General features: G+C 49.0%; 8 protein-coding genes. 4 read left to right on the top strand and 4 right to left on the bottom strand.

Translation table 11 applies throughout. From position 1 onward, the window contains the following. Positions 1 to 63: 63 nt before the first annotated feature. Together M0415_RS16365 and cysK are read right to left on the bottom strand one after the other, a co-directional pair. The gene (locus tag M0415_RS16365; RefSeq protein ID WP_088212119.1) at positions 64 to 1,137 is read right to left on the bottom strand and encodes a methyltransferase; all 1,074 of its coding nucleotides are present in this window, start codon (positions 1,135 to 1,137) and stop codon (positions 64 to 66) included. Positions 1,138 to 1,350: 213 nt separating this feature from the next. After that, positions 1,351 to 2,319, bottom strand: a complete 969-nt coding sequence (gene cysK, locus M0415_RS16360) for a cysteine synthase A (protein ID WP_011622282.1) — start codon at positions 2,317 to 2,319, stop codon at positions 1,351 to 1,353. A gap of 245 nt (positions 2,320 to 2,564) precedes the next feature. Here cysK and M0415_RS16355 point away from each other — a divergent pair, with 245 nt between their 5' ends. The 3 genes from M0415_RS16355 to M0415_RS16345 all read left to right on the top strand — a co-directional run bounded on the left by M0415_RS16355 (position 2,565) and on the right by M0415_RS16345 (position 5,637). Continuing rightward, positions 2,565 to 3,899: an RDD family protein gene (locus M0415_RS16355; RefSeq protein WP_088212118.1), complete on the top strand. Its 1,335-nt coding sequence runs from the start codon at positions 2,565 to 2,567 to the stop codon at positions 3,897 to 3,899. Next, a complete protein-coding gene (locus M0415_RS16350; RefSeq protein ID WP_088212117.1) occupies positions 3,896 to 5,017 on the top strand; it encodes a beta-ketoacyl-ACP synthase III in 1,122 nt (373 codons plus the stop codon). Before M0415_RS16355 ends, M0415_RS16350 begins: the two co-directional genes overlap by 4 nt. 89 nt (positions 5,018 to 5,106) lie before the next feature. Further along, on the top strand, positions 5,107 to 5,637 hold the full coding sequence (locus M0415_RS16345; protein WP_249554678.1) for a hypothetical protein: 531 nt from the start codon (positions 5,107 to 5,109) through the stop codon (positions 5,635 to 5,637). Between the two features lie 59 nt (positions 5,638 to 5,696). Here the strand turns inward: M0415_RS16345 and M0415_RS16340 are convergent, their stop codons facing one another. Together M0415_RS16340 and cysZ are read right to left on the bottom strand one after the other, a co-directional pair. Continuing rightward, on the bottom strand, positions 5,697 to 8,096 hold the full coding sequence (locus M0415_RS16340; RefSeq protein ID WP_249554680.1) for a carbohydrate binding family 9 domain-containing protein: 2,400 nt from the start codon (positions 8,094 to 8,096) through the stop codon (positions 5,697 to 5,699). Positions 8,097 to 8,224: 128 nt separating this feature from the next. After that, positions 8,225 to 9,004 carry a sulfate transporter CysZ gene (gene cysZ, locus M0415_RS16335; RefSeq protein ID WP_011716611.1) on the bottom strand — a complete coding sequence of 260 codons (780 nt, stop codon included), beginning with the start codon at positions 9,002 to 9,004 and terminating at the stop codon, positions 8,225 to 8,227. 241 nt (positions 9,005 to 9,245) lie between these two features. Here cysZ and smc point away from each other — a divergent pair, with 241 nt between their 5' ends. Next, positions 9,246 to 12,674, top strand: coding sequence for a chromosome segregation protein SMC (gene smc / locus M0415_RS16330; RefSeq protein ID WP_088212115.1), 3,429 nt, complete (start codon positions 9,246 to 9,248; stop codon positions 12,672 to 12,674). Positions 12,675 to 12,682 lie beyond the last annotated feature (8 nt).

Genomic DNA, 12,682 nt, shown 5'->3' with positions numbered 1-12,682 from the left:
ATGGCTGAGAGCGTGATAAATAAAATTGATTAATTTTATTCAGAGATTCAAATATTATTAATTTCAAGGTTTGCGTTTGCAGCGCAGTAAAGTATGCCCAAGGCCAAGGTTGTCAGTGTCTTCATCGACGTATAAGCCCGCTTGATGTAGTAACTTTATCAAGTCCTTAGAGTGGTACATACGGCTATTACCGTTGGCCATCGCAGTAAAGTACAAGCTTGTCGCATTGACGCAATAGGCTGAGGCGGCAGAGGGTTGTCTGTCCCAGAAGGTTTCGACAATGAACAACTGACTGTCTGGCGTCATCGCCTGAGCGGTGCGTTGCAAGATGCTAAGGATTTGCTCTTGAGAGAAGCAGTCGAGGAACTGGCTCATCCAATAGGTATCGGCGCCTTCGACAAAGGGGCGTGATTCATCGAGCAAATCGGTGGCAAAGGTGTGGATCCGCTCGGCAAAGCCATGCTTGGCGGCATTGTCTTTGGCTACGGCTAATTGGCCAGGGAAGTCCATCAGGGTGACTTCAACCTCAGGATTAAACTCGCAGCAGCTTAGCGCCCATTTACCCGTATTTCCGCCAATATCGACTAAGTGCTTGGGAGAATGGGCAAACACTAAGGGTAAAATCTGTGGAAAAGCATGATCAGAATAATAGTGATCGAAGGCAAACCAGCTGGCCTTAGCCTCAGCAGGTAAATCCTTAAGGGCGGGGTAAATCGTTTGCCAATCGCCAAATACCGCTAAGCCAGAGGGTTTACCCGCGACTAGCGCCTTATCGAGTTGAAACAGTCCCTGATAACACACGTCCTGCACAAAATTGAGGTTAATGGCCGCCATATCATCGTGCAGTAAAAAATAGCCAGTTTTATCGAGCACATAGGCGTCACCATTGAGCCATACCAGCCCCATGCTCAATCCCATATCGAGTAACACGCCAAGGGCATACTCGTTTAACACACTGGTTTGCGCAAGTTGGGCGATACTCAGCCCTTGTTCGCCAGCTTGGTCAATGGTGGCTAATACTTCAAATTTCAGCAGGCAATGGGCAACCTGAAAACTAATGGGGCCAAAGGCGATTTTTTGCGCTTCAAATTTGGCATCGAAAGCGCTTAAGGTTTTCGGGGTGTGGTAGAAGGACATAAATTGGTTGAGTTTACAAAGGAGTACAATCTTTATAGCGAAGTTAACGGCAAAAGTCAGAGCTGCGGTGGAAAACTATGAACTAGCTCCAACTTAGTGAATAAATACAGAACTGGAGGAGAGGGAAGCGGTGTTAATGGTGATTGCCCATCAATTTCGGCCATAAAAATACCCAGACAATGCTGGGTATTTTTAGCCGGACGAATCGACTTATTACTGAATGTTCTCTTCGTCGCCAAACTGACCTTGGAACAGTACAGAAGATAAGTAACGCTCGGCAGCCGAAGGCAGGATAACCACAATGTTTTTATCCGCAAACTCTGGCAGAGCCGCGATGCGGTTCGCCGCAACCACAGCAGCACCAGAAGAAATACCGACTAAAATGCCTTCTTCTTGCATCAAGCGGCGCGCCATGTCGATGGCTTCATCGTTGGTGACGGTTTCAACGCGATCGATTAACTCAAGATCTAAGTTGCCAGGGATAAAACCTGCGCCAATACCTTGAATCTTGTGCGGGCCTGGTTGCACAGGTAATCCCGCTAAGGTTTGGGTAATAACCGGTGAATCAGCGGGTTCTACCGCAACAGAAGTAATGGCTTTGCCAGCGACTTTTTTCAGGTAACGGCTTACACCTGTGATGGTACCGCCTGTACCTACACCCGCAACAAACACATCCACAGCACCATCGGTATCGTTCCAAATCTCTGGACCAGTGGTTTTTTCGTGGATTTCAGGGTTTGCAGGGTTATTAAACTGTTGCAGCATAATGTATTTTTCAGGCGCCGATTGACGGATTTCTTCCGCTTTATCGATAGCACCTTTCATGCCTTTTGCGCCTTCGGTCAGCACTAAGTTCGCACCTAAGGCTTTCAGCAGTTTACGCCGCTCTAAGCTCATAGTATTTGGCATAGTTAACGTCAGCTTGTAACCACGGGCAGCCGCCACATAGGCTAAGGCAATCCCGGTATTACCTGAGGTAGGCTCAATCAGTTCGTGATCTTTGGTGAGCAGGCCTTTTTTCTCGGCATCCCAAATCATATTGGCACCGATACGGCATTTGACACTGAAACTTGGATTACGTGCTTCGACCTTTGCCAGCACTTTACCTTGGCTTACGCGGTTTAAACGCACTAACGGGGTATTGCCAATAGTATATGAATTGTCTTCGAAAATTTTGCTCATGGATTGCTTGCTCCTATGTTTGCACTATTGAATCATAATCGCCTGTGGCGCATTTAGAAGTGATTGTTTGTTCTTCTTTATTCGATTTGGTTATTAAAGATAATCCTGTTATTCGCAAAGCCCAATTGGCAGTGGGTTTAACTGTGTTAACCTCTTGCTAACATCAATAAAAAATAACCTGTAAATAAGAATAACCACTTGATGTTTCACTTATAAAACTTCTATCGGAATCGGATTGCCACACTATGAAGCAACAACAAACGGACTTGGGCAAAGATCCAAGAACTATGGTCACCCCTAAGGCATTCACTATCGCCGAATCGGTACTTTATACCCCGTTAGCGACGCCATTTAAGCGGGCATTGGCGATGTTAATCGACGGTTTATTTATCACTATTTTAGCCGAACAAATGGATTGGCTGTTTGTTCTGCTGGTGGTGGGGATTATTTATATCGAGAAACGCAGTCGACAGTTTGGCCGTTTACTCAAATGGGGCCTGTATGCGGCCATGCTGGGGTTGATGCTCTTTAGCTCGGCGGGGAATTTGTGGAACTTCCATCAATCGGGTAAAACTTCGCGCGAAAAGGTCTCCGCGCCCCAGGATATCAATGCTGTTGTTAAGGCGATTCCGGGCCTTGTGTCCCTCGGACTCTGTGAAAATACCGATTGTGCCCGTGAACAGATCCGTGCTTTGCAACAGACGCTCGAGACTCAGACGCTTGAGAATGTGTCCATTGAGGGAATGTCGGCAGCTGAGCGCCGCGATATGGTACTAGATACTTTAGCGAGCTCGGAGTTATCCGAGGCAGATAAAGCACTGTTACGCGATGAAATTATGGTGGGCAGCCTCTGGCCAGAGGTGAAGGTGTTTGAAGTCACTCTGGATTCAACCAAGGGATTAGCTAAGAATTCAGCCAAGGATTCAAGCACATTATCACCGTCGTCAAAGCCAAATCAGTCGTCTGATGGCAAGCTTGACGCAGTTCCCGTATCTGAACCGCAAACTGATGGATTAGCCAACGCTCAAATCGATAATCGAGCTGCCATGGATAACGTTCCCTTAGTTTCTAACACCGACCTCAATCCTGCAGATCAAACCGAAGGCCGCAACAGTGAAACCGCCGATGAAGAAGAGAGTGACACCCGCAGTGTGCTGGCGTGGATCAAAGGCTTTATGAGCGATATGGGCTTAGGTTTTGGCTGGGCTGCATTTTACTTCACCGTGTTTACCGCCAAATTTGATGGTCAGACCTTAGGTAAGAAACTCTTAGGCATCCGCGTTATCCAACTCGATGGCGCTAAAATCAGTCTTTGGGGGGCATTTGGCCGTTATGGTGGTTATGCGGCGGGCTTCACGACGGGCTTACTGGGCTTTATGCAGATATTTTGGGATGCCAATCGGCAGGGGATCCAAGATAAAATATCTTCCACAGTCGTGATAGACTTAGCGCAAATGCATAAAAAGCAACAATTAGAGCAGCAACAGGCGCAGGCTGAACACGCATTGGCCGCCGTGCCAACACAGAATAATGCGACGTCTGCTCACCTTACAACAAGCACCCGTTCGGAGCACCTATGAAACAGGTCGTTATTTCTGGCAGCGGTTTATTTACGCCGCCACACAGTATTTCAAATGAAGCTTTGGTGGAGAGCTTCAACGCCTATGTCGATATGTTTAACCTTGAAAATGCAGGATTAATTGAGCAGGGCCATGTTGAGCCGCTGTCTTATTCCTCCAGTGAGTTTATCGAGAAGGCCTCGGGCATCAAACACAGATATGTGATGGTTAAAGACGGTATTCTCGATCCTGAAATCATGATGCCGCTTATTCCTGAGCGCGGCAGTGACGAGTTATCTATGCAGGCTGAAATTGGGGTTGAGGCGGCAGTGATGGCACTTAAGCAAGCGGATGTGAAGGCCGAGCAAATCGATTTAGTGATCGTTGCCTGTGCTTATACGCAGCGCGCTTATCCTGCGATGGCGATTGAAATCCAGCGGGCACTCGGTACCCGTGGCTATGGCTACGATATGCAGGTTGCCTGTTCTTCGGCCACCTTTGCCATTGTGGCCGCCGCCAATGCGATTGCGACGGGCTCGGCGTCGCGCGTGTTAGTGATTAACCCCGAAATTTGTTCGGCGCAGGTGAACTACCGTGACCGTGACAGTCACTTTATCTTCGGCGATGTAGCGACCGCTATGGTGCTCGAAGAGCAAAGCCTAGTGGCCGCCAATAAGGGCTTTAATATTGTTTCAAGTCGTTGTTTTACTGACTACTCAAACAATATTCGCAGTAATTTCGGTTTTTTAAATCGCTGCGATCCAAGCTCGGCGCATCAGGCGGATAAGTTATTCCATCAGCAGGGCCGCAAAGTCTTTAAAGAACTGTTGCCGATGATTTATCAGCATTTAGACGAGCATCTGGCCGAGCAATCCCTCACGCCACAGTCCTTTAAACGTTTGTGGTTGCACCAAGCCAACATCAACATGAACCAATTTGTGGTGAAAAAGCTGCTAGGGGATGAGGTAACGCCTGAGCAAGCGCCCGTAGTACTCGACGAGTATGCCAATACCGCCTCCGCAGGCTCAGTGATTGCCTTCCATAAATATTCCGCTGACTTTAACGCGGGCGATTTAGGGCTATTAAGCTCCTTTGGTGCGGGGTACTCCATCGGTAGCGTGATTTTGCAAAAACGCTAAATCGACTAAAGCCCCATTGCCAGCAATGGGGCTTTAGCTTTTATATCTGCACATTGATTAAACGGTTTGATGCGGTACCTTAACCGAAAATGCCTTTACTCAGACAAGGCAGTGAGCTGCCTAAAAAACACTTTTTTAAAGCCTCAGTTGCAATGCGAGAACATGCCATCATGACGCTTCTTCACCCTGATTTGGATATTCCGTTTCAGCCCAATCCTGGCTGGTTTCTTGGCGCTTTTAATTGTTATGACCGTGAGGAAACGCTCGGGGAAACTCTCAATCGCTACGATCCTTTAGATCCCGCGCAGCTGCAAGCGCTGTACGATGCTTATGTGTTTGATGAGTTTAGTGAACAGTCGGGATTTACTTCTGCCCACAGGGTCGCGATGGCGAAAAATCTAACCGCTGCGCTGATTGAGACAAACCATGATTTCGCCGCCTATTTAGCGATTGATGAGAGCGAGGAGGAATGGTGTTTTCCCTCTGAGTGGGCATTCCCTAAGCCACGCTATCCCTTTGAGCAGGCGTATCTTGCGCTGCTGCGGCATTGGGGAATGGAGCTCACCGCAATGGGGATTGCGCTTCCCAGCCCAAGCTTATTGGGTATCCATGAGTCTTAGCTAGTATTCCGATTTAAGCCCACAAGCCTTGTTGTGGGCTTTATGCAAAATCTTTCAGCCTAGAGCAACCAGGCGTAGCTTAACTTCATAAAATAGGTCTTCTCATCCCGAGTGAGCCGCGTGAGTTCATCATCCGAGGTTAAACTGTCGGAATAGCCCAAATAGAACACGCTCTGGGGATTGAGTTTGTAGCCGTAGAGGATTTCATTCCCTAAGTGTGCCGCTTCGCTATCGGGCGCCGAATACAAATACTGCGCAAGATTACGCTCGATTTGGGTGTAAATGCTCGATAGGCGAATAAAGCTGTGCAGACTCAATTGCCAGTGCAGGCGCACATCCGAGAGATTTGCGGTAAAGAGTTTATCCTGCTCGATTTCCATATGTTGATATTGATGGGAAACATCCACCGACAGGCCGTTGGCAATTTTCCATTTGAACATCGGATTGATTAAGATTTTTGTGCCTAAGCGATCGTTAAGGAAGTCAATCTCATCGCCGTAATGGATCTCCAGCTCAAGGCTGAGGGCTGAGGTGGGCGTAATCGCGCCGTAAAGCCAGCCTTGGGTTTCTTGGTATTGATTGCTGTTACCTAACACCGCCAGTTGCGCGCTGTCATGGCGTGGGCCGACGCGTTCACGAGTTTCTATCCCAAAAGATAACTCACTCTGCAGCGCGCCATACATTTCCCAAAAGATTTCAAACTCTTGCTCGAGCTGCTCTCCGGCTTGATTGTGGGTGATATCCCAGTCGCCACCGAATTTAATCTTGTTAAATACGGTTTCGGGATACCAAATTAAGCCACCACCGGCCATAAAAGTGCGGTAATCAATTTTTTCCACAAAGCCTAAATCGGCGCGAAAATCGGGGGACACGTCGTGGTACTCGCCGTAGGCAAACCAATCGCGGGCGTTGTGTTCGTAGGTCAGTTGATACAGGGCGCCACTGAAATCCCGATCCGATTGGCTACGTAACACTTGTTCATTCACTTGGCATTGGCCAAGCTCACAGCTTAACGGCGTTTGGCCGCAGAGTAGTCCTTCGGTCAGTTCTCCCTCCACATTGCCACAAAATTGTTGGTACAGGGCTGTGGGGTAACGTGTCTGCGAATGGGCGATTTGAGCGGTAAAGATATCCTGGGCTGTCGGTTGGTATTTCGCATCTAAGCTCATGACATAATTGTGGTAATCATTTTGATCGGCAAATGCTGTCAGTTGATTGTCGGCACTGCTCTTTGCCGTGATAAGCCCCCCAAAGGAGAAGGTTTTATCCATGTCGAAGCGGTAACGTGCTGCCAGATTAAGGCTTTCCTCCGCTAAGGAGGTGATCTCAGAACTTAAATTACCCGGCATCAAAAAGGTCGTTTGGCTGTCATTGGCGGCCAGCAATGCCCAAGTGTGTTGCTCGGTTTGGCTGGTGAGTTTTAGCCCATAGTCCGGCGATACAATATTGCGGGTATGAAGCAGATTCACTTGGGTATCGAAGTAGTCTTTATTGTCGAGGAAGAAGGGGCGTTTCTCATCAAAAAACAGCGCAAAAGTGCTGTTGATATCGAGCTGTCCAGCATCGGACTCCACCTGGGAGAAATCGGGATTTATGGTGGCATTTAGCAAGGTGCGCGAGTTAATGCCCCAGCGCAAATCGAGCCCTGGCTCATAGTTACTCTCTGCTTGCCAGCCATTTGCGCTTTTTTGCTCATTGCGATTGGCGACAAAGGACGGGGTTATTTGCAGATCTTGTCCTTGCTTGGCGGAGGCTAAGCCCGTGGCGACGCCGAGCTGGCATAGCTGGCAACTGATGTTACGATCGATTTTATGGGTGGAGATGCGATGATTTTCATTGCGAGGATAGTAGCGAATAAGCTCAAATCCCCATTCTTGAACAGGTTTTTTATCGTCAAAGTTAAATAGCCGTAATGGCAGCTCGACTTCAACTTGGTAACCCTCGGCGGTGATTTTACCAGCGGTTTTCCAAATGCCATCCCAAGCTTCGCTCTCTTCGCCCGTGAGCTCATTCTCTATCGAGTCTAGTTGCACGCCCAGTGGGTTGATAAAAAACTGATAGGCCAAACGCGCGTTGTTAAAGGTATCGAGTTTGATCCCTACTAGATCGTCGCCCCAAAGATTATCCCTGTCCTTGAGCGTGGCGCGGATATGTTGTGGCAGACTATCTTTGGCGGTAAAGGCCACAAACAGGCTGGTTTGGGTCGCGTAGATTCTGGCCTCAGTGTAAACGGGCGCCGCCGTGTTTTCACCGGGCTGAGTCTCATAGCGTAGCTCGGCCTGCGCCGCGTGCTGCCACACCGCCTCATCAAATTCGCCATCAATATTGGCGGCATCTTCTAAGCTCGGAATCGTTAATTGAAATTGGCTGGCAGAGCCCGCCAAGCTTGGCGAACTGAGAAATACCGCAGTCGATAACACTAAGGGGAGAAACGTCTTCAACAACAAGGCCCAAATCATTCTAAAATGGCGCGCAGTGTGCCAGAAATTGCGCGTTAACAAGAGTGGGCAATTGTTACAAGAATTGTATTAAAAATAGCTGAAACCAAGGCGGCACTGGATGGCGAGCATCCAGTGCTTTGGGGGGATTATTCGGGAGAAACCACAGGATTACGGTATGCTTCGCGGTACTTATCGACCCACATGGCGGTGGCACCACAAATCGCGACTGGCATGACGATAAAGTTGACCACAGGGATCATCGAAAACAGGGTCACAGTCGCACCAAAGGTAAAGCTGGTGCCGCGGGTTTGATTAAGGGCAAAGCGCATATCCTTGAAGCTCACCTTGTGGTTATCAAAGGGATAGTCGCAGTATTGAATCGCCATCATCCAAGCGCTGAATAAAAACCACAAAATTGGCGCTAAGGTTTGCCCCACCATGGGCACTAAAAACAGCAGCAAAAATACCAGCGCACGGGGCAAATAGTATTTGAGTTTGATCCATTCACGGCCAAGAATGCGCGGTAAGTCTTTGACGACGTCCATGCCCGAGCCCGTATTCATCGGTTTGCCGGTCAATAACTGCTCGACCTTTTCGGCCAGCAAGCCATTAAAGGGCGCGGCCAGCCAGTTCATCACCGAACTAAAAACAAACGCCAGCATCACCAACATAGTGGTCACCGCTAACGGCCAGAGCAAAAAGTTAAGCCAACTTAAGTATTCGGGGAGCTGGGCATTCATCCAAGTGAAGAGCACATCGAGCTGTCCAATCGCCACATAGATAACCGCCGCAAACAGCACTAAGTTGATCATTAACGGAATAAATACAAAGGTGCGCAGGCCTTTACGTTTGATTAAACCAAAGCCATCGAGAAAATAATTCACACCACTTTTACCCTGCGAAGGGGAGGAGGATTTCTGTGTCATATCGTCATTCCAAAAAAGTTGAGATACAGCGTGAGATACAGATAAGTGCGATTGTGATCAACTCGTCGCGAGATGACAAGCTAAAAGCCATATGAATTCAATAAAAAGCGTTACAAAATACTGCCTGCTTTGCTAAAGTTGGCCTCAGAATTCTATGACATGACTCGGGCTAATATTGGCCTGCATCCCTATTGGTCATCGCCCTGATGGCTTTTTATACTGAGACGCGCTAACTGGCACCATGAGATTAAAACAAATAAAACTTGCCGGCTTTAAGTCGTTTGTCGATCCCACCAAAATTCCGTTTTTACAGGCATTAAGCGCCATTATCGGCCCAAATGGCTGCGGTAAGTCTAACGTGATTGACGCCGTGCGTTGGGTGCTGGGCGAAAGTTCGGCAAAGCATTTGCGCGGCGACTCTATGAGTGACGTGATTTTTAACGGCTCCAGCGCCCGTAAACCCGTGTCTGTGGCGGGCGTTGAACTGGTGTTTGAAAATAAAGAGGGCCGCCTTGCGGGTCAATACGCCAGTTATGAAGAAATCTCGGTTAAACGGCAGGTGAGCCGTGACGGTGAGTCTTGGTATTTTCTCAATGGCCAAAAGTGTCGCCGTAAAGACATCACCGATCTGTTTATGGGCACCGGGCTTGGGCCGCGCAGTTACGCCATTATCGAACAGGGCACGATTTCACGTTTAATCGAATCTAAACCCCAAGATTTACGTACTTTTATTGAAGAAGCGGCGGGGATTTCCCGCTATAAAGAACGGCGGCGTGAAACGGAAAACCGTATCCGCCATACCCGCGAAAACTTGGAGCGTTTAGGGGATATTCGCAGCGAGTTAGCCAAACAACTCGAAAAACTCAGTCAGCAGGCCAAGGCGGCGAAGCAATATCGTGAGCTGAAGCAAGCTGAGCGTAAAACCCATGCCGAGCTGCTGGTGATGCGCTATCAAGAGCTGCAGAGCCAAATGGCGAGTTTATCGGAGCAGATTAGCTCGCTCGAGCTGCAACAAGCTGCGGCCCAGTCCTTAGCGCAAACCGGCGAGTTAGAAAGCACCGAGCAGCAACTCACACTTTCGCAGTTAGTCGAGCAGGAGCAGCAGGCGGTCGAAGCCTATTATCTAACGGGTACCGAAATCGCAAAGCTTGAGCAACAGTTACAGAGCCAAAAGCAGCGCGACGCCCAGTTGCATAATCAGCTTGCGCAGTTGAGCGAGCAGATCATTCAAAACCAAGCGAAATTAGCCGCTTACCAAGCCAGTTTTCAAGCGCTTGAGGCGGAGCTTAGCCAACTTGCGCCGCAACAAGAATTGCAGCAAGAAATGATGGATGAGCTGCAAGCCCAGTGGGAGATGAGTGTTTCGCGCAGTGAGGCGCAAAGTGAAAACGCCAGAGTGCTGGCGGCGGCCGTCGCTCAGCATAAACTGCAATTAGAATTACACCGCAGCAAACTGGCTCATCAGCAGCAATTAAATGCCCATAAAACCCAGTTACACCAAGAGCAACAACAAGAGTTGGCCTCGCTCAATGCGCATGCCCTCGAAGATAACAGCGCATCACTTAATGACGAGATTGCCCAGTTAGAGCAAGCATTAGCTGAACAAGTTGAAATTAATCAAGAGTTTGAATCCACTCTAGCTGCCGATACTCACGCGTTAGATTTAGCTCGCGGTGAGTTTGAGCAATTATCGCAGCGTTTAACTTCGATGCGGGCACGCTTCGAACTGGTTGAACAATGGCTTGCGAAACAAGAAGAGTTAAGTGATAAGCCGCAGTTGTGGCAAAGCATTCAAGTCGAAAACGGCTGGGAAGCCGCGGCAGAGCTTGCACTGCAGGGATTGATGACGCTGCCCGTGGGCGTTAACGCCAACGAGATAGGGTTTTCTGCCGATGCGGCCTTGGCGGCGGATGCGCATCTCGATGGCTCTCCCATTTTAGGCGCTAAATTGAACCTCGCTCCTTGGCTTAAGGGACTCAAATGGGCCGATAATCTGGCCAGCGCGCAAGCACAAGTGGCGAGTTTGGCGGCCGATGAGCGAATCGTGACCGCTGACGGTTACCTGCTTGGCAAAGGTTTTTTGATTGCCAAACAAGACAATAGCCAATCGTTAGTGCAACTGAGTAAAGAGCAAACCCAGCTGAGCGAGGCTATCGCTGATTGCGAGCAGGCAAAAGCCATACAGCAGGCAAAGCTTGATGAATTAGCGCAGCAATTAACCCAAGTGCGTGACAGCTTAAGTCAAGGCACTAAACGCTTACACCAGTTACAGCTCGATAAAGCCACCAAATCTACCCAGCTTAATAATGCACAGGCGCAGGCCAAACAGCGTGAAGCTAAACGGGAGCAACTCGCAGAAACCGTTGCCCGAACCCAAGCCGAGTTAGCCGAGCTTGCCGAGCAGTTAATGCTGCTTGCGGAGCAAGAGGATGAACTGGCAGAGGCGCTGGAGTTAAGCCTTGAGCAGCAGCAGCAACAAAGCCAAGATGCCCAAGGGGATATGGCACGTCATCAAGCCTTGAAGGCGCAGATTGGTGATGCCGAGCGCCGCTTAGCGAGCCTCAATGCCAGTCTGCAATCGGTCACCACTCGGATGGCGGTGAGCACTGAACAAATTGAATTACAGCGTGTACGTGTCAGTGAATTAGTCCACTCAAAGGAAACACTGTCAGCCCAACTTGCCAACGTAGCGGCACAAGAGGGCGATCAGCAAACCGCACAGCTCAGCGAACAACTGGCGCAGTTACTCAATCAACAGCAGAGTCAGCAACAAGCACTTAAAAGCCTCAGGTCACAACAAAGTTCGCTCACTGAAACGCTAAACAGTATAGGATTAAAGCAAAAACAAGAGCTTGGTAAGCTTGAGGGCTTGACTCAAAGCCTCAGCACGTTAAAGTTACGTCGTGAGGGATTAAAAGGGCAGGCCGATAGCCAATTGGCTGCGCTGTCAGAGCAACAAATTGTGCTTGCTCAGATTGTCGATTCCCTGCCTGCTGATGGGCATCCCGACAAGTGGCAGCGTGATTTGGATCAGATCCGCCAAAAAATTATTCGCTTAGGGGCGATAAACCTCGCTGCGATCGAAGAATTCGAGCAACAAAGTGAGCGAAAATCCTATTTGGATCATCAAGATGAAGATCTAAATAACGGTCTGGCCACCCTAGAGGAAGCCATTCGGAAAATCGATAAGGAGACCCGCACTCGCTTTAAGACCACATTTGATGCGGTAAACGAAGACCTAGGGCGTTTATTCCCTAAGGTATTCGGTGGCGGACGCGCGTATTTAGCGCTGACGGAAGACGATTTATTAGAAACGGGCGTGACCATCATGGCCCAGCCGCCAGGTAAGAAGAACAGTACCATCCATCTTCTTTCCGGTGGTGAAAAAGCCCTAACGGCTTTATCATTGGTATTCGCGATTTTCAGGTTGAATCCAGCTCCCTTCTGTATGTTAGACGAAGTGGATGCGCCCTTAGACGATGCCAACGTAGAACGATTCTGTCGATTATTGAAGGAAATGTCGCAGAGCGTACAGTTTATCTATATCAGCCATAACAAAATTACGATGGAGATGGCTGATCAACTTATCGGTGTGACTATGCATGAGCCGGGTGTATCCCGTATAGTCGCAGTAGATTTAGAGCAAGCGGTGGCAATGGCCGACGCTTGATAACTAGA

The organism is Shewanella sp. 10B, assembly GCF_023475885.1.
GTDB lineage: Bacteria > Pseudomonadota > Gammaproteobacteria > Enterobacterales > Shewanellaceae > Shewanella > Shewanella mangrovisoli.
Note: the sequence above shows the minus strand (reverse complement) of the source record. Positions and strands in the feature narration are given on the sequence as shown.